This is a genomic window from Pseudobdellovibrionaceae bacterium, assembly GCA_023954155.1.
In the GTDB taxonomy this organism is placed as follows: Bacteria; Bdellovibrionota; Bdellovibrionia; order Bdellovibrionales; family UBA1609; genus JAMLIO01.
The window spans coordinates 124,564-145,539 of the sequence record JAMLIO010000006.1 but is presented as its reverse complement, the minus strand read 5'-3'; the positions used below and the strand labels follow the sequence as shown (position 1 = coordinate 145,539).

Here is a 20,976-nt window from a genome sequence, read left to right as displayed (position 1 = left end):
CATGGATAAAGAATTAAAAGGCCCGTTTAATGAAAAGATCATTTTAACTCAGAACCTGTCTTTGAAATTCTTTGAGCTTCCTCATACTTTATTTTTTGTAGATGAAAATCTAAAGCATCATCCTGCTTTAAAAAGCATAGAGCAAAAAGGTTCGGTGATTTATCTAGAGGCAGGCGAAGAGCTTAAAAGTTTGGCCAGTATGCAACGAGTCCTTTTGGAAGTGCAGCACAGAACCAAAGATTTAAAACCACCCTATGTATTTGTGGCGATTGGTGGAGGAACCATGGGTGACTTCTGTGGATTTCTATCTAGCGTTTATCATCGGGGAGTGAAGTTCATTCAGTGTCCAACAACTTGGCTGGCGGCGGTGGATTCTGCTCATGGCGGTAAAAATGCTTTGAATGTGGATTATATTAAAAATCAAATCGGTACATTTTATCCTGCCTCGCAAATTTTAATCGCAAAAAGTCTACTGAAAGATTTGGCCGTAGAAACAGCAATGGGAGAGGTTTTAAAAACCATTTTACTGTCGCCTCCTCAATCTGGACTTCGTTCAGTACTAGAAGCTCAAACTTCCATTACAGGCAAGTGGTTGTGGGAGCATCTTCCTGAGTTCATTAAGATTAAAAATGAGATTGTTAAAAAAGACCCTTATGAAAAGTCAGGTGAAAGATTTGTGCTTAACTTTGGTCACACAGTGGGCCACGCAGTAGAAAATCTTACAGGTTTATCCCATTCAGACAGTGTGTTGTGGGGACTGCTCTTTTCTTTAAGATGGAGTGTAAGCAAAAAATATATATCATCCAAGCTTTTAGAGCAGGTCTACGATTTACTTTACAGACATGGATTTGACTTATCGGCTATGCCAAAGTTTAGCAAAGTAGAATATATGTCTGCTTTAGTGAAAGATAAAAAACGACGTTCACATAATTTGCATTTTGTCCTTTACCAGAAAGATAAGGCCATTATTGAACCTGTGACGATAGGTAACATCATTGGACAACTTGCAAAGCAAGGATTTGTGGCCCCATGAGTTTTAATTTTTCTGGAAAGATTCATTCTTCTAAATCTCTGGTCAATCGGCTGTTGATCTTAAGACAGAATTTTTCTGAACTTCATGTGCAGTACGAGTCTTCCTCTGATGACGTGAAAAATTTAGAACAACTGTTTGAGGATTATAATCAAGGCAAGACAGAGTTTTTTATTGGTGATGGTGGAACCACATTTAGATTTTTTTGCTTTTGGATCTCTATGAAGGAAGGAGTCTGGAAGCTGCACTTAGGTGAACAGTTAGCTAGGCGACCGCACGACGGGATTTTAGATGTATTTAAGCAAGTGGGCATTCAGGCTCAGTTTCAAACGCCCAACTTATTAGAAATCACTGGAGGGCGGTGGAATCTACATAAGGTTATCAATATTGATCTTGCTCAATCCACACAATTTTTAACAGGGTTTTTGCTTGCTGCTACCACGCTGAAAAGATCATTTCGGGTTCACGTTCACGGACTTTCCCAGTCTTCGGGATATGAGGACATCACCACGCGTTTGTTGCAAAGATTGAACTTTCAGATAGAAAAAGAAGAGCTATCAGAAGACGAAGAGCAATACAAAATTATTCCTCCTGTCGACCCTATCGCAGAAGAGATGACCGTGGGTGCGGATTGGTCTTCGATATTTTATCTCTCCTTATTTGCATTTTTGGATGCAGAGATCAAAATCACCAATATAGATATGGAGTCACCCGAACCTGATCGAGAGGGACTGCAAATTCTTTCTGAGTGTGGTCTTAATTTTGGTTTGGGACACAATGAACTTACAATCAAGCCGTCAGATTTTGAATTGCGCAAAACTCATTTCGACTTTAGAAAAAATCCTGATTTGTTTCCTGGGTTTTGTGCCTTGTTAGCTTGGGGTTTAAAAACAGATCAAGAAGTGACGTTGCAATTTCCTTGGCAACTGAAACTTAAAGAGTCAGATCGTTTAACTAAATCCTTAGAGTTTTTCAAACTGTCACAACTCGAGTTTACATTTCTAGATTCAGAAACTTTGAACGTGAGACAAGGGTCAGATCGTCCTCAAGAGATTCAAACCGATTTTGACACGGCTATGGACCATAGAATGTTTATGAGTGCCATGTTTCTCAAACACGCTGGTTGGGGCTTGAAACTGCAAGATTTTAGCAGTTACCGTAAAAGCTTCCCAGAATTCATGGAGATCATTCATGGATAAAGTGTTTCTTATTGGTCATAGAGGTGTAGGGAAAACAAGTTTATTAAAGGCTTTCAAAAAAGCAAACTCGCAGTACCAAGTCTACGATTTAGATCAAGAAGTGGTTTGGCAATTCAAAACACCTATTGCAGAGTATTTTCAAAAGTCCGAGGAGGGTCTGTTTCGCGAGCGTGAAATTGAAACTTTACGTAAGATATGCCAAGAGCGCGGCCCCTTTGTTGTTGCACTGGGTGCAGGTTTTATGCTCGACCAATTCCAATTTCCATCGGACAGTCTAGTGCTTTGGGTGCGTAGGGAGACTGATGGCTTGGGGCGTATTTTTCTAGATGCAGAACGGCCCGCACTGACAGATCAGACTGATCCTCTAGAAGAGTGGGAGCAGAAGTTTGTGCAACGCGAGCTTATATATAAAAAAACAGCTCAAGCCCAAATGATCATCCCCGAAAGAGTTGAGTATAATAAAGATCTGTTAGGACAATATTTATTTGAACGTACTGTAGTGCCAGAAAATTTTTATTGCACTCTCTTACCAAAAGAAAACATTGGGGCGTGTTTAAGAGGAAGCTTTGGCATAGAGCTTCGCAATGACATTTGGAGTGAACTCGACATCCATAAAATTTTAAAACAAGTCTCTTTCCAGAGAAAGATCATCTTAGCAGTAAGACAACTCAATCCTTTAACGATAGACTTTTTAAAAAACTTAGAACGCTACAAGTATCCTAACCTTAAAATAGATTGGGATATTATTTTGGCGCAACAAAATCCCAACCTTCCAAATCTCAGACCTGGAGATATCATCTCTGAACACAGAAATGATATTCAAGAGTTAATGTCTTGGAAGCAGAACTACCACAATGTTTTTATTTATAAGTTTGCCCCTGAAATGAAAGACCTTGATGAAGTATTAGAGCTATATACACTTTTAAAAACAGAATTTCCTTTTTCTGCCTTTTTACCACGAAGTGGAAATTTAGACCTTTCGTGGTTGCGCATGGTTTTAGCTAAAGACAATGAGATCAACTTTTTTAGATTTTCAGAAGGTTCTGCTCAAGAACAGCCCTTGTGGTATGACATTAAGGGAAATGCACCCAAAGCCTTTTATGGTATTTTAGGTGAAAAGGTCTCTCATAGCTTAACCCCTGACATGCACAGAGATTTTTTTGGGGATAAAGCTGTGCATCCTGTGAGGATTTCCGTACCTGCTTCACACATCAAAGAAGGGTTTTTGAATCAACTTCGTGATTTAGGGGTGAGATACCTTGCTGTAACGTCCCCTTATAAAAACCTTATCTATCAGGATATAGATGTAAAAGACAGCAGCGTGCAGACGTTTGAAAGTGTAAACACGGCCTATCTTGGCAAAACTGTGAAACAGTTTACAAACACGGATCACTTAGGACTTAAATTATTTTTTGAACAGCATTTAGACCCACATTTACCTACAGTGGTGTTTGGGGGAGGGAGTTTGCTTAAGATGCTTCAGGATCTATTGCCAGATGCTTTTTTTCTGGCAGCACGAACCAACAGATTAAGAGAACCAGAAGCAGGAGCCACAGCATTACAGCATGAAGCCGACTTTCATCATCTCACGCAAGCTCAGGTGATCTGGGCTGCTGGTGAAAAGGGACTTTGGCCGCAATGGAATTTTACTGTTAAAAAAGTTCTTGATCTGGATTATAGATCTAACTCAAAAGCCAAACGTTGGGTGTATGCCACTCACAAACAAACAGGCCAAGCTATACCCTATGTCAGTGGGTTGGATTTTTTCAAGCACCAAGGCTTAGAACAGCAAAAATTTTGGAGTCAGTATGACATTTAAAAATACGTTTGGACATGTTTTTCAAATTCACAGTTTTGGTGAAAGCCATGGGGTGGGATTGGGTGTTGTTGTTGAAGGTTGTCCTGCAGGGCTAGAGATTGATGAAAAATGGCTTCACACCTATATGGCGCGCCGACGTCCAGGCCAAAATGCCTTTGTCACTTCTAGAAATGAAGCGGACGAGTTTGAAATTTTAAGTGGAATTTTAGAAGGGAAAACATTAGGAACACCTATTGCGATACTTTTTCGCAACCACAATCAAAAATCAGAAGACTATCAAAACTTAAAACCTCGTCAGGGACATGCAGATCAAACATGGACCGAGAAATTTTCCCACGTGGATTTACGTGGAGGTGGTAGGTCTTCAGGGCGCGAAACCATAAGCCGTGTGGCAGGTGGAGCCATTGCCAGAAATCTTTTAGACATTTTAAATCCTCAACTTCAAATTCAGGTTTGGGTGCAGCAGGTGGGAGATATTGTCAATACTCTGAACTATTCTGACTTTGAAACTCGCTTTGATAAGCATGAAGGACTCAAAGAGGAGTTGTCTTTCCCAGATGCTCACCAAGTCTCTGTTCTTAAAGAAAGATTGGCGCAAGCCAAAGAGACGGGAGAGAGTTACGGAGGAAAAATCCAAATTCGTATTTCAGGCTTAGAGGCAGGTTTAGGACAGCCTGTGTTTAGTAAACTTAAAGCTGATATGGCCGCAGCCTTATTTTCAATCGGGGCTGTCAACTCTGTGAGCTTGGGTGACGAAGATGTCTTTCAAAAAGGAACCCTTTATCATGCACAGAAATCGGCTTATGGAGGCGTCCAGGGCGGAATCAGCTCAGGGGAAGATGTTACTATGAGTGTGCTGTTTAAACCCACATCCAGCATTTTGGACGTGGCAAAGCAAGGGCGTCATGATCCGTGCATTTTACCTAGAGCAGTTGTGGTGGTGGAATCTATGTTGGCGTTGGTGTTAGCGGATCATTATTTATTAAAAAGAATGGACAACATTAAAGTCCGATGAAATTGCAGGAGAACTTTAGAATGAGAAGTTTGGTGTATCTGATCATGATGGTTTTGATTTGGGGCTGCCAACATATACCTAAAGATTTGGTAGAGTATAAAAAAGAATTGGATTTACAACCCTATCCTATCATGCAGGGCCTTACAACAGATACGCTTTCTGTGATCACAGTGTTATCCCCCAAAGATGACAGCTTAGATTTTAAAGTTTTAAACGCTAATGAACAAGATCACACTTTTGTAGAGCGCACCGACGTACAAACAGCAAGAAACGCCTACGTCATACATCAACTTAAATACACGAAACTTAATCCCACAGAACGTTACACACTTCAGGTTTTAAAAAATGGCAAAGTGGTGGATCAAAGGGTATTCAAAACCATAGACTTGACTAAAAAAGACATCAAATTTGGTGTGGTCTCCTGTATGAATGATGCTTATGTTTTGGAGCAGTTCAAAATGTGGAGCAATTACCTTACACAACTGCCTGATTACACTTTCCTTATTGGGGACAATGTGTATGCAGATTACGGGATGTCTAAAGAAAATCATCTTAAAGATAAAGCACTAGCTCATGAGGCCATGTTATGGCGTCGTTATATTGAAACCTGGAATAAACTTTTATTTTATAGATCCTCAGAACTGACTCCTACTTTGGCGATATGGGATGATCATGATTATGGCATCAACAATGGGGACAGAAATTTCCCTTATAAAGAGGTGAGCTTAAAAGTTTTTAGAAGCTTTTATCCCTTAGCAGAAACCCAAGTGGTGAAACAGTTAGAGGGTGCTGGATTTATTTTTGAAATGCCCTCACAAAGATTTGTGTTTGTAGATGCAAGAACTTTTCGTTCCCCAGAGAAGATGCGTTTTGGAGAAGTTGAAACTCAATGGGGAAAAGGCCAAACCGACAAAGTGATCAAAGCTTTACAAGTGGCAAAGCCTACATGGTTGATTCAAGGGGATCAGTTCTTTGGGGGTTACCATAGATTTGAATCCTTTGAAGGGGGACGACCTCAGGACTTCAAAAATGTTTTAAGCCTACTTAAGCAAAGTCCTTCGCAGGTATTTTTTGTCAGCGGCGATCGACATTTATCAGAGATGATGCGAATTGAAAAAGAAATTTTGGGATACGAAACCTACGAGATCACTTCTAGCGCTATTCATGCTAGAGTGTATCCTGACTCGTGGAAAGAGCGCCCCAACCCAAGGCAAATGCACGGCCGTTCGGGAACGATGAATTACTCTTTGATAGACAGTCGTATGGGTGAAAAGTGGGACATTACTGTAGAAGCTTTTGGCCCTGACATGGAAGTGTTATATAAACAAGATGTGCAGATGGACAAAATACAAAAGAGATAGGAGATCAGAATGGCCAGCATTTTTACAAAAATTATCGAAGGTGAACTTCCCAGCTATAAAATTTATGAGGACGATAAGACCATTGCTATTTTGGCTTTACATCAGGTTCAGTTGGGACACTCTTTGGTGATTCCCAAAAAAGAAGTGAATGCGTTTTATGAAATGTCAGACGCCGACTATACAGATTTGATGTTGACCTCACAGAAGGTGGCGCGTGCGATTAAAAAAGTCACTGGAGCTGCACGCGTGTGCAGTATGTTTCAAGGTTTTGAAGTGCCACATGTCCATCATCATTTAATTCCTGCCAACTCTCCTACCGAGTTTAATTTAGCTTTACAAAAAGAGCGACCAGCAGAAGAGATGCGTAAGGTGTGTGAGGCTCTTAGAAAAGAACTAGGACAAGATTAGATGAAATTTATGAAGAGCCACAACAAGTCTGACCATCTGTGTGAGGGAGTAAAAGTGTACGGCTTTTGGGAAAGAGCCAGAGGGTGTGTCTTTAGTGCGATCTGTGTATTGATGGTGAGCTTAGCGAGTCTAAGTGCCTACGCTGAGATTTTTTTTGAACCCACCATTGGGGCCTCTGCAGGTAAGTATCAAGGTGCCTCTTATACTGAAATGCGTGCGGGCGCGATATTTTCTATGCAAGATCAGTTTCTAAGATTTGAGACTACAGGGTTTCATCGGTACGTGGATGGAGGAGATAATTTTTCTGGAGCAGACTTTTCCTTGCAAATACAACGCTGGTTTCAGGTGACGCAAAGGTCTTTGATTGGTACTCGTTTGGGGCCAGGGTACAGATGGGCCAGCAATGATATGGATGCGCCGTATTTGGATTTTTCACTGTCGTTCAGGCATCTTGATCTTTTTGGCTTTCGTGTAGGATATAAGTTATTTTTTCATGAACTTAAGGATAAGGATTATGAAAATGAGAATATGGTTTATATCTCATTTGAAATATAAAAATGAAGAGCAAATAATAAAGTTAGATTAGATTAGATTAGATTAGATTAGGATTTAGCACTCTTTTGATTTCAGAATTGAAACTCAAATGAAAAGCTAAAAGTATAAAACGGAAAAAAGCAAAAGGAACCCCATGATCTGTATTATTTCTGGCACAAACCGTCCCAACTCAAGATCAAAAATTATGGCCAAAGTGGCGGCCAAAAAATTCAAAGACTGCGGTGAGAAGGTGGAAATTCTTGATCTTGCAGACTTAGATTACTCAAAACTTTCAGGGGCTTTGTATGGGGCCAAGGATCGTCCTAAATGTTTAGAAGATATGATAGATAAGGTGAATAAAGCTAAGGGTTTATATATTGTGTGTCCCGAGTACAATGGCTCCATGCCTGGGGCTTTAAAGTACTTTATTGATTTTTGGGAGTATCCAAAGTCATTTGAATTTAGACCAGTGGCCTTTTTAGGTTTGGGCTTTCGTTTTGCGGGATTACGACCTGTGGAGCATTTGCAACAAGTCTTCGGTTACAGAAATGCCTTTATTTATCCTGAACGTATTTTTGTGCCGAATATCACGGACCGTTTGGATGGAGAAGTTTTTACTGACGAGACGATAGATGCTCTTTGGTCACTCCAAATTGAAAGATATTGCATCTTTATCAAGGCTTTAAAGGACTCCAAACTCATTCCATAACATGCTGACCGTCTTACCCGTACTACTAGAACATTGAACTCGCGGCGGATTGAACTCATTCCATAACATGCTGGCCGTTTTACCCGTACTATTCCAAAATTTACGATGAAGCCACCTTTTTGGGAGGCTGGACGAAGAGGGCTCAAAGATTTTGGCTCATTCCATAGCTCATAGCGATATTGATTCTTAATTGAGGGAATCCGCGATAAAATGCAGGTAAACCAACGCATGGAGCTTTTAAGTATGAGTCTTGAAAATTTATTTAATAGAATTTGGAAGCAGTACACAGAACTCAATCCAGATGCCTTTAGAATTCATAGCCTACTAGAAGAAAACGGTGAAGTCGTTGAGAATGATCATATCGCCTACCGCACATTGAATCACCCAGACATGGGTATTGAAAAGTTGGCTAAAATTTTCAAAGCTTACGGTTACGAACCCAAAGGGGAGTATCGTTTTGAGGCAAAAAAACTTTTCGCAATTCACCTAGAAAACGAACACAACCCCACACAACCCAAAATTTTTATCAGCGAATTGCTCTTAGAGGAGTTTTCTAAAGAGCTTCAAGATGAGATGAACAAACTAGTGTTGCAAGTTCCTCACGATAAATTAGAGGGCGAAGAGTACTGTACAGCAGGGCGACGTTGGGAAGCTTCGCATGCCACATATCAAAGGTTATATAAAGAGAGCGAATATGCCGCTTGGTTTTATGCCTATGGATTCTGTGCGAATCACTTCACTGTAAATCTGAATACTTTAAAGTCATTTGATGAGGTTGTAGAGCTGAACCAGTTCTTAATGGATAAGGGCTTTCAGATGAACGACAGTGGAGGTCTAGTAAAGGGAACGCCTCAGGACTATTTAGAGCAAAGCTCCACCATGGCCTTTCAAAAAGAAATGGACTTTTCAGATGGACATTTTACTGTCCCATCTTGCTACTATGAGTTTGCCAAACGTTACCCGCTAGAAAATGGCAAATTATACCAAGGGTTTGTGGCTAAATCTGCCGATAAGATCTTTGAGAGTACAAATCAAAGGTCGTAATTTGGGGTCTAGGAGACTCCCCAAGCCTTGGGTTTGTTACTAAAATTGAACGTATGTAGCTCAAGGAGAATGACATGGCAAAGATCATAAACCGCAAGTCGGCAAGGATATTTTCCGCCCTAGTAATCTGTTTCACAATGATACATATTGGCCACCAGGCTCAGGCTGCTTTGGCCGAGTTTGGATCAGTGACGGCCAGCAGCCCTAGCAAGGGTGTATTTGCGGTCAGTGACGGTAGCACTTTTGCGCGTTACTGCCTTATTGAATTGACTGTGAAAGACAAGACCATCCATTGGATCAGTCATCCATTGGAAAAGGACTATGTCAGACGTGAACCCAGTTTTATTCACAATTTCAATGATGAGTATCTTTTGATTGGTACGAGTGCGCAGAAGAACAAGGATGAGAGTGCGGCGCAAGTGCATCTTTATCACAAGCCCCAACAAAAACTCTCTTTGGTAGCCGAAGCAACCTGTGAGTTTCCTAAAAAGATCGAAATCAATAAGAGCGAAATTCAATTTGATTGTGCTAAAGCTCAAAAGGATAAAACGGTAATTGGTAAAGACGAGACGGGAAAATTATTTGCAGGATTGATAAAAGATAAAAAACTTGAAATCTCAGGTAAGTCTTATGAAGCTAAGACCGATGATCTGACCTTCTCTGTAGAAGAGACCGATGACTATTTTAAAGATCGTTTGCAAATCAAAAGAGGCGACTCTTTATTAAAAGAGTACGAAGCTAAAGATTTTATCCGATGCTTTGAGTACGAAACCATCAAAGGTTCACAAGAGAAGTTCAGCTCTTAAACTTATTCAGTAATCGGCCCGAGAACCCAACCTTATTCGTGGGTTGGCCCAGTGTCTCTTGGTAACCCGTGTTTTCATAGAAACTCAGTTCTTAAGCCCTATTCCTAAAAAGAATAGGGTTTTGTTTTAATCTTCAATAGAGTATTCGAAAGGATAATCTAACCTTGGTAACATGGCCTCTTTCACTTCGGTGTACCAGTGACGTTGTTGTGGGTCCCAGCGAAAGCCAAGGCGCCGAGCTTTGTCGCGATCGTCATAAGACACATGGGCTAAAACTTTCACCAAAGGTGAGTTCTGCAGCACTACAATCTCTTCTATAGAGTAATGCGCAAGAAGCTTAAGCATAGTGAGCACGTCAAATAAGGCTCTATGGGAGAAAGGGTTTACAAATCCATGTTCTGAAGCCAGATAAGTGAGCTTGCGCGTTTTGATCTCTTGCTGGTAGGGCACATCTGTTAGCGTATCAATCCATGGTTTTTTCAATTTCGGCATTTGATACTCTTGAAAGGCTTGATTTAAAAATAAAGAGTCAAAGTTGACAGCGTTGTGTCCCACCAAGAACTGAGCTTTTTCTTCTAATTTACTGACGGCTTTAAGCGCATCACTTAAAGGCACGCCGTACTCTTTAAGGTCGGAGCTTTTGATTCCTGTGATATTTTGCACTTCTTGGGGAAGCTCTAGACGGTCGTGATAGATCAATTCATTGATGATCTTTTTAGGGGATTGGGTTTCTGTATCCCAAAGCACGGCACCCACTTCGATGATTTGATCTTTTTGCCAATCAAGCCCAGAGGTTTCTAAATCTAGTCCAAGAATCAACATAAAAAGCCTTTCAGTAAGAGTGCTGTTAAACTAGCGAACAAAGAGGGCGGTAGTCAAATCCCATTGTGGTGCTATCAGCGTCATACGCTTGGATCCTAAATTCATTGTATTCAAAAGCCTAGGCGGCAAGAACTCTAATGTGTTTTGAAGCGCACGCAACCGTACCGTCGAACAGTATTAAGAAGCTTGTGTCGTTTTCTTGGTGGTTTTTTATTGGTAAGGCTGAATGGTCAATCTGTAGTCGTTTAAAAGGTTTTGGTAGTCCTCAATGGTTTTGCGTGGCTGGCTTGTCAGATCGTAGAGATTTAAAATGGCCATATTGGCATCTAAAATTTGAGAGTAGGCTTTTTGTGTCAGAGTTTCAAACTCGGCAAGTGTCAGAAGTGGGATGCCATTACGACCAGTGGTAGCAAAGGCCATAGGCTCTTTGAGCATCATAGTAAAACTAAAATTATTTGTACTTAAGCGTAAACGAACTCGATATTTATCATTGGCAATTGGGGTGAAATCAAATCCGATATTCCCTTTAAAAGCAATAAGGTGATCGGCATCGAAGTTGAGATTTTGAAACATTTTGGGTGCGCCATTATGTTTAAAGCTTCGGTAAATCGTGCTTTGTGCTATGCCTAGGGGATCTAAAATTTCAGCAGCGTAGGCGTGCAAAAATTCAAAGTTATCCTCTAAGCGTAAAAGTGTAGCGCGTTTGCCAACCTTACCTTGTCGGTAGAGAGCCATCGTCGCACTGGATTCAGTATAGTAAGTGAAGAACTCTTCGAAGCTGAAATTTTGAATGAATTTGCGTTTACCTGCCTGTCGAGTGACAGTTCTAAGTTCTCCAGACAGAAGGGGAGTTGTGCGGTCTTGGGTGTACTTCGCAATTTCAACAAGGTGTCGCCACTCATGATACTCAGCAGGGGTCAGACGTCCTGTGCGCAGGGCTTCGTGGGAGATGCCCAAATAATTCGGAGTCAAAGACAGGGCACTGTACTCGACACAAGCCTCACAGCCTCTTTGCGCCAGTTGTCTGGGATCATAAAATGTAAGGACTTGATGGCGATTAAAAACCCGCTCAGCAAATCGGTTGATCTCTGTGGCCTGTGTGGGAAGGATCACAATCTTGTTATTAGACATAGAGTGCTCTATCCCGTGTGCCTTGAGATGATCTGTTGTGGCTTGGATGTGGTCGCGTAAAAGTTTGCGGTCTTTGGCTGTGTCTTGATAGCGGTTCCAAGTTCTTTCAAAAACAGGTTGGGTTTGAGAAAGTCGAGGCAGAGGAGCGTCACTGAGATATCCACGGCATTGGTTTGCGGCTTGTGCGGAAGTACCATAAAGCACAATCAAACCTATAAGGACTTTGAGGATCAGTAAGAGGTGGTGTGCAGTGATTCTCAGCATCTTTTTCCTTCAAAATAGGATGGGGGCCCTTTTCGGGCCCCCGTGAGCGTTAAGTTTTTCAATAAGCCGGATTCTGTCTCCTTAAAAATCGCTCTTTTTAAGGAGGGCTGTCATTCCTCTGGGATCTTTGTTACCAAAAACCTCAAGCGACCCACCCGAAAACAAACGCGAGCCACGCTATATGTTTTCCTATTTGGTCTTGCTTCGCACAGAGTTTAGCTGCTTTCACTCCAACGGCTCGTAAAGCGTCTCCCGTTCCCGACGCTGAAGTCACTGCCTTGGACCTTCTCTCTGTTCCACTGTTCCTCACCTTGCGGTGGAAGGGCGTTACCCTTTGTGCTGCTCTATGAAGTCCGGACTTTCCTCTGCCAGAATGGTTAGACTCTGACAGCGACAACCTTTCAAAACTTGTGCCCAATTTAATCAAATCTCTGAGAGATAGCAATAGGTAAAGACGACAAAGGGCCATGAAATAAATGACATTTAAAAGCTCGGTTTAAGACTGACGTTTATGATCGCTTCTGCGTCCCACTCAGAAGACCCCCATAGGCGCAGAGATACGGGGCTGAAGAAGTGGTGGGTTGAGTGGTGGTTAAAAACCACGATCTACAACTAGCTCTACACCTTCTTCGGGGGGTGGGAAGTGCAAGTCGCTGGATAAATCTTGAAGATCACTGGCACTGAACCACTCTGAACGCACATGATCTGGCCAATCAAAATCCTCTGGAATGTACCCAGAGCGTTCACGCTCGCGGATGTAATCCATCCATAAGGGAAGGGCTGAGCCTGCGCCTGTTAAGCGACTGCCCTGTTCTTTATCGTAGCCCACCCAAGCAATAGCCACGTGCTCTTTTGAAAACCCCGCAAACCAAGCATCTTTATGAAAAGAAGTGGTTCCTGTTTTTCCTGCATAAACACCCTTTGTTTGCCATGCGCGACTGGATTTGGCTGTACCATGCTTAAGGGTATTTTTAAGCATGCCAATGACTTCGGCTAATTTCCCTGTCTGTGACAAAGTCTGTTGGGGCGCGCTGTCTTCGTGAGTCCACAAGACGTCATCGTCTAAGTTGGTGATCGATTTTATAAAGTGAATTTTATTGTAAGTTCCCATTTGTGATAAGGTGGCAAAGACCTGTAAGACTTCCAGAGGATAAAACTCAAATGAACCTAGAATGACAGAGGGGTAGGGTTGCAGACGCTTCTTTGGTCCACCCAGTGCTTCTACGGTTTCGACAATATGAGCGGGAGAGGTGTGCTCCATTCCCACTCTGGCTGAGGGGATATTGAGGGACATCATTAAACTTTGAAACAAGAGAGCCTCACCGCCTACAGCTTTTTTATCATAGTTCAAAGGTGACCACTTTTTCCCACGATCGTTAAACGTATAAGAGGCATTGCTGATCAGGCTAGTGGGAGTCAAAGTGTCGTCTTGCAGTAAAGCTGATAGGTACACAAAGGGCTTCATCAATGAACCAATCTGTCGGTAATTGTGAATGGCGCGGTTATAGGGACTGGTTTTAAAATCCGACCCACCCACAAGGGCCAGCACTTCACCAGTGCGAGGGTCAGCAGACACAATAAGTCCTTCTAAAAGTTTAGGGTTTTCTGAGGTCTCTTTCAGACGTTCTAATCGAACTTTTGCGCTCTTTTCAGCGGCCTTTTGATGTTCATCAGACAGAGTGGTGTAGATTTTTAAACCTTTGCTACGATCTATCTTGGCCTTATTGATAAAGTCGTTCACGGCATTGATAAAATAATGTGCCAAGAAGTCATCTTTATTTTTTGTACGCACTTTAAGAGTTTGTTTCAGAGCCCCTGCAAGATCGTCATCGCTGATCCATGTCAGCTCGTGCATGCGCTTTAACACCACATCCGTGCGCTCTTGGTTTTTTTCGCGATGAGGACCATAAATCCCTGGGCCTTTGACTGAACCCGCTAGGGACGCACACTCTCTTAGACTGAGATCAGAGATGCTTTTGTTAAAATAAAACTCCGCTGCAGCAGGAAAGCCTCTGACCTCAAAGGGGCCATCTTGTCCCATATAGGTGATGTTTAGGTAACTTTCTAAAATCTTATTTTTATCAACAGCAATCTCTAAAACGATGGCGCGCATGGCTTCGCGAATTTTTCTTAAGAGAGTCTTTTCGCTGCTCAAAAATTTATTTTTGATCAGCTGCTGAGTGATGGTGCTGCCCCCTTCGGCCAGTCGCCCTGATTTGATATTTCTAAAGAAGGCTCTAAAGATGGCGCGTGGGCTGATGCCCTTGTGCTCTAAAAAGCGATCGTCTTCGATGGCCACAATGGCATCCAAACATTGCGTGGGAAACACCGAGATGGAGGTGTAGTTCTGTCGTATGGGCTTATCATCAATAAACTGGGCAAACAGTGTAGAGCCAATAGTTAAACTGGGAGACGTGACAATCAGGCCTTCACGGAAAAGCAAAATATCTAAGATTTGATCGGGTCCTAAAACCACAACCCCTTCCTGCCTTTCGTTCTTAAAAACAAGGCACTCATGAGCCTCTTCAGGAAGCTGGGTGTCAATTTTTTCCTGACAGGTTTCGTAAGGAAGAAGAGTGAATTCATTATCCAGGATGGACTGGTCCATCCCACGTTCTTTCCAGCCTGCGGACTCGAGAGTATTAGACAGGCGGGTAGAGCTGATGTGCTGTTTTAAGCGCAGCTTAATGTCGCCAGTGTAAATCTGAGTGGGGGGCATAAACCAACCGCTTTCAAGGCTATCTTGGATGTCGTTTTTCAACTGACAGCCCCATCCAAAGATGATGCAAAAAGCCAAAAATGTGCCGATCATGGCGACACTCAATAGTTTTTTCATGGCCCCTCCTTTTAAGACTCAGCTTGACAGATTTCGCTTAGGCTCGTTTAGTAGTTTGTCATGAGATTAAGTCAAAACCAACTTTTAAGAATTGCCCGTTTAGTCGTAAAGCAAGTGCATGCTTCACCTGCTATTGAGTCCAAAGTTGACGATGAGGTGATCGAGAAGACCGTCATTGCCGTCTTAAAACAAAACCTTGAAGAAGAGGCTCAGCTCGATAAAGAAGTGGAAGCCATGATGGGGCAATTGGAAAGACAAAATCCAGGTGGTTTTGAAAGATACAAAATGTACCCTCTTTTAAAAAAGAAACTCGCAGAGCAAAAAGGATTCGTTTTATGATTTCTGAAAACAGACAGTCTCACCTTGGACATTTGGTCTATGAGAAGATTTGGGGTGACGATCTTGTGGATTACAGTGACGAGGCCGCCGCTCTAAGAGACATCAAAAAGGCCATCAATCTTTTTGTCAAAGACCATGAAGAGGTAGACCAAAAAGCCAAAAGCATGATCTCTTCGCAAAGCCGTGCCATCGTGCCTGGTTCTTCAGAATGGGAAACTCTTTACAGCAAATACTACGAACAAGAGATGAAAAGAAAAGGGATAGACTAATGAAAGCTGTGTTAGGCGCGTTGATCTTATTGTTGACGACTCAGACTGCTCTAGCGGATGTAACTTGGAAAGGTTTATATCGTGTAGAGGGCAATTATTTTAAAAATTTAGGTTTCACCAAAGGTACAGGAAAGGAATATGCTCTTCACCACTTAGTGCTTTCTCCTAAAATTGTACTTTTAGATGGGTTTGAACTTGTAGGTGCCGTAGATGTTTTTAACCAAGGCGACTTTTCGGCTGCGGGTTCGCAAGCAGGGCAAAGTTTTGGTGCGGGTTTCACTCCGCCTACTGGAGCCTTCTACGGAGCGGATGGGGCACCAGCATTAGTAGACCATCAGATCAATAAAGTCAGAGACCTTAACATCAGAGAACTCTTTTTAAAATTCAGTCACACGGGTGGGGAATTGATTGTGGGACGTGCTCCTTTGCACTTTGGGTTGGGGATGAACCTCAATGCGGGTGATGGGGACTTTGATCACTGGTTTGATAACCGTGATATGGTGGCCTACAGTGTTTACATGGGCTCTTTATCCTTTCAGCCTTATGTGGCACGTATCACTGATGGTTTTAATACAGACGGTGATTCGGCTTCAGAATATGGTGTGATGTTAAAGTTTTCCAAACCTGAAAATGGTTTAGAAATGGGAGCCCTCTATATGGCTCGTCATACGCCTGGTTCGATCAACCAAGGCCAACTGGCCACATCAGGAGCGGCGTCCACCCAAAGATATGGGGCGTACTTTGAAAGACAAACTCCAGGCAGTTCATTCCGATATGCTTTTGAGCTGGGTCTGAATGGTGGGAACTTAGGTCGCAACGGCACAGGTGATAAAATCAGTTATGATGGTTTTGGATTTGTGGCTGAAGTCGATTATGAAACGCCTCTGAGAGGACTGAGTCTTGGTCTGCAAGCAGGTTTTGCAGGTGGACAAGATGGTTCTAAAGACGACGGGTATTCGTCTTTTGCCTTTGATAGAAATTATGACTTGGGCGTGATTATGTTTAATCATCCCGTAGGCCATCCTGATCTCGATCTTTTTGGTACGACTCCTTATGGTAAACAAGGGGCTTACTACGGTGGTGGCAATTATAAAGTGCAAAACAGCATTGATACAGAAACAGTGTCAAACGTCATGTTTGCAGCTCCTTATGTGGCCTACCAGGGTGGAGCCTCTTGGAGTTTAAAAAGTAAATGGATATGGGCGCAATTAGATAAAGATGTGGTCAATTCCGTTTTGTACGCCACAGTTGATCCTGCATTAAATGTAGATAAGGCCTTAGGCTTTGAATGGGACATTTCTTTTATTTATAAGCCATTTGAAAAAGTCACATGGGACACAACCATAGGAATCTTATTTGCGGGTGATGCCTTCAAGGGTGGAGCCAATAACTACGACACCAAGACCATTTTTGGTGGAGCCTCTAGAGTGTCTATTCGCTTAGACTAAGTCATGAATCAAATAAGCGTTGCCACTTACTTGGGTGCGCGTGAGATTAGGGCCTGGCGTATCTTAAACAACAGGTTCAATTCTACAGCATTAAACCAATAAAATAAAAAAAGTGTGACTGAATTTCAGCCACACTTTTTTATTGAGAGTCTTTTAAAATAAAATCTTATTGAGGACTACCAGGCATTCCTAACATAGGAACCGCTTTGGCCGTATTAGGAACTTTGTTAGCAGGATTTTGGAAGAAACTCAAATCTGCTGCGTTTAAGTTCAAACGACTTTGATCTGTTCTTACTGCCATTAAGTTAGCTGAAGGAACCTGTACAATTTGAGGAATGGTCAACAAGTTGGTTGTTGAAGGTAAAGTAGAAGTTCCTGTCAGACCACTATTGATCAGAGGGTCACCAGTGATACCCGCAGAGTTCACAGTATTTGCGAATGAAGTCCCCGCAACACCACTTAGTGCACTTGTCTTTTGGTTGGTCCAATGACTGGTGATGGTTTGGATAGCTGTCATTTGCTCTAAAGCCTTAGGATCTTGTGGATTGATTTGTGACATATAACGAGTTTGCAGTTGTGAAAAGCTGCTATCTAAGTTTTGTCTTGCAAGTTGTAATCTGGATTGCAGTAAAGTATCTGTAGGATTTAAAGCTAATTGTTTTTCTAATAAACGAATCTCAGCTAAACCGTTCGCTAGAATCATAGCATAATCAGAATGCATTTGGGCTTGTGTTTGTAAACCAAGTGCATTGGTAGGGTCAGCCGCTTTTGCAGCCTTTTGGAATTCTTTAGCCAATTCAGAAATCTCTTTAGAGTCAGACTCGGCTAACATATCAGCAAATTTCGATTCAATCTTTTTAAAGTAAGCACGTTTTTCAGCTTGTGTATCCAAATCTTGGATACGTCTTTCGTGACATTTAGCAATCTCTTTTAAATCTGATTTATTGTCAGGATCTAAAACAGCCTTACCAGAACTTGAAGAGTCATCAGAAGATTCAAGACTGAGCAATTTACTGCGGAAGTCTGAAGAGGATGAAGACGAGGTGTTTGAAGATAGAAAACCCATATCTACAAGTTTAGCGTCTAAAGCTAAAAGATTACTTTCAGAAGAATCTAAACGATAGTTTCTAAATAAACTCTTCAGTGAATCTTCGTCTTTCACACGAACCAAACACTCTTTGGCTTTATCTTGATACTTCTTATAGGCATCAATAATTTGTGATTCACGATCGCTAGACACTGCTGGTGTGATGACCGTGCCCGCAGGTTTATCACCTGTGGCTACCTCAGCGACTTGGCGGTCAATGTGGTAAGGCACAAAGGCAGTGACTTGAGCTAGGGCTAAAACACCCACAGCTAAAACCTGTAACTTATAATTAAGGATAAACTTTTTCATAACATCTCCCAATACCAGCAATAAATACAAATTTCTTGCCAACCCAAATCGAATTAAAGGGGAGCTAGCTCGTTCAAACTGTCAACAGATTAGACACCTGTGGGCATTCCCATAGAGTTCAGGTCTTATTATTTTATAGCTTCTTAAACTTTAAGAGTTTTGAATTTAAGTCTTTTATTTATATATGGTCGAAATGCGAGTTCGGCTTGGCGTGCTTTTGCGAACGCAAAGGCATGCCAAACGTCACTGTTTGAGCATTTTGAGTATATATAAATAAAAGACTTAAATTCAAAACTCTTAAAGTTTAAGAAGCTATAAAATAATAAGACCTGAACTCTATGGGGATTGTCTAAGAGCGTTTACATTGGGGTTTTTGGGGGACGGCTTCAAAGGCGGCCATGTGCTTTTGGGCGCGTTTTTCTAGGTCTTTAATGCGAGACTTTGAAGAGGGGTGAGTGGATAAAAATTCAGGGGGTGCAGAACCCCCTGCGGCTTGGTCCATCAGCTTCCAAAGCTCAGAGGCCTGTCTAGGATCAAACCCTGCTTCAGCCATATATTTTAAGCCTAGGCGATCGGCTTCGGTTTCGTGCGTGCGGCTAAAGGGTAATAAAACTCCCACTTGCAGGCCAATTCCTAAAGCGCCCACGATGAGCTGATCTTGCAATCGGTCTTGTCCTAAAGTGATGGCTGTAGCTTGTAAGCCAAGTTGGGAGACTAAGCCTTGAGACATACGCTCATTTCCATGTTGGGCTAACACGTGCCCAATCTCGTGTCCAATCACGGCAGCAATTTGATCTTGGTTATGCGCTAGTTTTAACATGCCTGTATGAATGCCCATCTTTCTGCCAGGGAGGGCGAAAGCGTTAGGGGAGTCATCGTTAAAAACTTCAATCTGCCAGCTTTCAGGTTTTTCTCCCATAGCCACTAATAAACGGTGGGTGATGCAAGTGACATAAGCCACAGCTTTGGTATCTTTAGTAGTGGACTTCTGTTCTTTGAGTTGAGTGAAAGATGTGGCTCCCATTTGGTCTAATTGAGATGCAGGAAGAAGAATCAGTTGTTTACGTCCAGAAGGGGATGTGGCGCAAGAGTTACTAAGGACTAAGACGGCTAGTATTAAAAGAGCTTTAGAGCATAGATGTTTTGTAAAAAATGACTGAGACATATCTTACCTCTATCAGTGTTTCCTGAGCAAAAATTCTACGGCAGGTCCGTGTGCAGTACAAGCAGAAATCTCTTTGCCAAAGACAGGGGGCTGTTTTAGGGTTGGGCCATGAAGTTTAAGCCCGTAGACATTCAGCCTTATCAGGGAGTCTCTCACACAGATTGGGACAGTTGGACTTGGCAGGTCAAAAACTCCATTTCGTCTTACGAGCAAGTGTTACAGCATCTAGATTTAAACGTCAGCGAACATCAGTTTTTTCAAAATCAACAGTCCACGCATTTTAAATTTCGTATGAACCCCTATACAGTGGCCTTTTTAAAACACTTGGGGCCGCAACATCCTCTTCGACAAATTTTTTTAGGCACCCAGAAGGAGTTCAGTGCAGGTACGCAGTCTCAATTTGATCCACTTGGGGAAAATCAAAATAACCCTGCTCCAAGAATCATTCATCGTTATTCAGATCGAGTATTATTTTTAGTGACGGACTTTTGCAGTGTGTACTGTCGGTACTGCACGCGTAAACATTTTACGGGGAAGGACCAAGCTTTCCCTAAGGCCCAAGAGTATTCTCTGGCGTTAGATTATATCAAGCAGCATAAAGGGATTCGGGAAGTCATTCTATCAGGTGGTGATCCTTTAACACTTTCAGATTCACGTTTGGAAAAGATCCTTTCAGATTTAAGATCTATAGATCACATTGAGATCATTCGTATAGGAACACGCATGCCTGTCATTATGCCCATGCGCATTTCAGAATCACTGGTTCAAATGTTAAAAATGTACCACCCTATATACCTGATGACCCACTTTAATCATCCCGATGAGTTGACGGTTCAAAGTGTCCAAGCGTTGACTCGCTTAGTGGATGCAGGTTTCCCCATCATGAATCAGATGGTATTGCTAAATGGTGTGAACAATCATCCTGCTCTTGTGCAAGCCTTAAATCGTCGATTGCTGTATTACCGAGTCAAACCCTACTATATGTTTCAGTGTGATCCTTCAGAGGGCACAGATCATTTGCGCACGTCCATCCAAGACTCCTTAGCCATTCAACGCGAGCTATGGGGGCACATGTCGGGCTTAAGCATGCCGAATTTGTCTGTAGATATACCTAGTGGAGGGGGGAAGGCCTATCTAGTGCCCGATTTCATCACACAGGTGACAGAGGAGGCGCATCACTTTAAAGGTTGGGATGGGGTGCAAGAGAAGTACATCAACCCACGACCTGAAGAGATCAAAAAACCAGAGGTCCACCCCATGTATTTAAACGAATGGGAGCAAACCAAGTCAGCGAAAACAACACCTACTCTAGATGAAGGGACATCTGAAGTATCAGATGTCACAAAGTTTGGATTTAATTCCATTTAAGATGCTAGAAGTG

At 42.2% G+C, this 20,976-nt stretch carries 19 protein-coding genes and 1 other RNA gene; 14 read left to right on the top strand and 6 right to left on the bottom strand.

From position 1 onward, the window contains the following. Position 1 precedes the first annotated feature (1 nt). From M9899_08595 to M9899_08550, 10 genes are all read left to right on the top strand, one after another. Positions 2–1,033 carry a 3-dehydroquinate synthase gene (locus tag M9899_08595; GenBank protein MCO5114220.1) on the top strand — a complete coding sequence of 344 codons (1,032 nt, stop codon included), beginning with the start codon at positions 2–4 and terminating at the stop codon, positions 1,031–1,033. After that, entirely contained in the window at positions 1,030–2,229 is a 1,200-nt protein-coding gene (locus tag M9899_08590) for a hypothetical protein (protein MCO5114219.1), read from the top strand. Before M9899_08595 ends, M9899_08590 begins: the two co-directional genes overlap by 4 nt. Next, entirely contained in the window at positions 2,222–4,048 is a 1,827-nt protein-coding gene (locus tag M9899_08585; protein ID MCO5114218.1) for a hypothetical protein, read from the top strand. Before M9899_08590 ends, M9899_08585 begins: the two co-directional genes overlap by 8 nt. Further along, positions 4,038–5,063 (top strand): chorismate synthase, encoded by a 1,026-nt coding sequence (gene aroC / locus M9899_08580; protein MCO5114217.1) that lies wholly within the window; start codon positions 4,038–4,040, stop codon positions 5,061–5,063. Before M9899_08585 ends, aroC begins: the two co-directional genes overlap by 11 nt. Beyond that, entirely contained in the window at positions 5,060–6,424 is a 1,365-nt protein-coding gene (locus M9899_08575; GenBank protein MCO5114216.1) for an alkaline phosphatase D family protein, read from the top strand. The genes aroC and M9899_08575 overlap by 4 nt, the downstream gene beginning before the upstream one ends. Before the next feature lie 9 nt (positions 6,425–6,433). After that, a complete protein-coding gene (locus M9899_08570) occupies positions 6,434–6,832 on the top strand; it encodes an HIT family protein (GenBank protein MCO5114215.1) in 399 nt (132 codons plus the stop codon). Next, on the top strand, positions 6,833–7,387 hold the full coding sequence (locus M9899_08565) for a hypothetical protein (protein ID MCO5114214.1): 555 nt from the start codon (positions 6,833–6,835) through the stop codon (positions 7,385–7,387). A gap of 133 nt (positions 7,388–7,520) precedes the next feature. Continuing rightward, a complete protein-coding gene (locus tag M9899_08560) occupies positions 7,521–8,075 on the top strand; it encodes an NAD(P)H-dependent oxidoreductase (protein ID MCO5114213.1) in 555 nt (184 codons plus the stop codon). A 243-nt stretch (positions 8,076–8,318) separates the two neighbouring features. Then, positions 8,319–9,119 (top strand): DUF1338 domain-containing protein, encoded by an 801-nt coding sequence (locus tag M9899_08555; GenBank protein MCO5114212.1) that lies wholly within the window; start codon positions 8,319–8,321, stop codon positions 9,117–9,119. A 74-nt stretch (positions 9,120–9,193) separates the two neighbouring features. Then, positions 9,194–9,925 (top strand): hypothetical protein, encoded by a 732-nt coding sequence (locus M9899_08550; GenBank protein MCO5114211.1) that lies wholly within the window; start codon positions 9,194–9,196, stop codon positions 9,923–9,925. A 126-nt stretch (positions 9,926–10,051) separates the two neighbouring features. Here M9899_08550 and M9899_08545 read toward each other — a convergent pair whose 3' ends face one another. From M9899_08545 to M9899_08530, 4 genes are all read right to left on the bottom strand, one after another. Continuing rightward, on the bottom strand, positions 10,052–10,747 hold the full coding sequence (locus M9899_08545) for an exonuclease domain-containing protein (protein MCO5114210.1): 696 nt from the start codon (positions 10,745–10,747) through the stop codon (positions 10,052–10,054). 210 nt (positions 10,748–10,957) lie between these two features. Beyond that, positions 10,958–12,142 (bottom strand): hypothetical protein, encoded by a 1,185-nt coding sequence (locus tag M9899_08540; GenBank protein MCO5114209.1) that lies wholly within the window; start codon positions 12,140–12,142, stop codon positions 10,958–10,960. Positions 12,143–12,188: 46 nt separating this feature from the next. After that, positions 12,189–12,553: RNase P RNA component class A (gene rnpB, locus M9899_08535), an RNA gene on the bottom strand. Positions 12,554–12,734: 181 nt separating this feature from the next. After that, the gene (locus tag M9899_08530; protein MCO5114208.1) at positions 12,735–14,978 is read right to left on the bottom strand and encodes a transglycosylase domain-containing protein; all 2,244 of its coding nucleotides are present in this window, start codon (positions 14,976–14,978) and stop codon (positions 12,735–12,737) included. A 60-nt stretch (positions 14,979–15,038) separates the two neighbouring features. Between M9899_08530 and M9899_08525 the strand changes: the two genes are divergently transcribed. The 3 genes from M9899_08525 to M9899_08515 are packed head-to-tail and all read left to right on the top strand — an operon-like array spanning position 15,039 to position 17,034. After that, positions 15,039–15,317: a DUF507 family protein gene (locus M9899_08525; GenBank protein ID MCO5114207.1), complete on the top strand. Its 279-nt coding sequence runs from the start codon at positions 15,039–15,041 to the stop codon at positions 15,315–15,317. Beyond that, positions 15,314–15,586, top strand: coding sequence for a DUF507 family protein (locus M9899_08520; protein ID MCO5114206.1), 273 nt, complete (start codon positions 15,314–15,316; stop codon positions 15,584–15,586). Before M9899_08525 ends, M9899_08520 begins: the two co-directional genes overlap by 4 nt. After that, the gene (locus M9899_08515; GenBank protein ID MCO5114205.1) at positions 15,586–17,034 is read left to right on the top strand and encodes a hypothetical protein; all 1,449 of its coding nucleotides are present in this window, start codon (positions 15,586–15,588) and stop codon (positions 17,032–17,034) included. Before M9899_08520 ends, M9899_08515 begins: the two co-directional genes overlap by 1 nt. A gap of 166 nt (positions 17,035–17,200) precedes the next feature. Here M9899_08515 and M9899_08510 read toward each other — a convergent pair whose 3' ends face one another. Both M9899_08510 and M9899_08505 read right to left on the bottom strand, forming a co-directional pair. Continuing rightward, a complete protein-coding gene (locus tag M9899_08510) occupies positions 17,201–18,430 on the bottom strand; it encodes a hypothetical protein (GenBank protein ID MCO5114204.1) in 1,230 nt (409 codons plus the stop codon). 349 nt (positions 18,431–18,779) lie between these two features. Then, positions 18,780–19,595 (bottom strand): M48 family metallopeptidase, encoded by an 816-nt coding sequence (locus M9899_08505; protein MCO5114203.1) that lies wholly within the window; start codon positions 19,593–19,595, stop codon positions 18,780–18,782. A 108-nt stretch (positions 19,596–19,703) separates the two neighbouring features. Here M9899_08505 and M9899_08500 point away from each other — a divergent pair, with 108 nt between their 5' ends. Then, entirely contained in the window at positions 19,704–20,963 is a 1,260-nt protein-coding gene (locus M9899_08500; protein MCO5114202.1) for a KamA family radical SAM protein, read from the top strand. Positions 20,964–20,976: the final 13 nt, after the last annotated feature.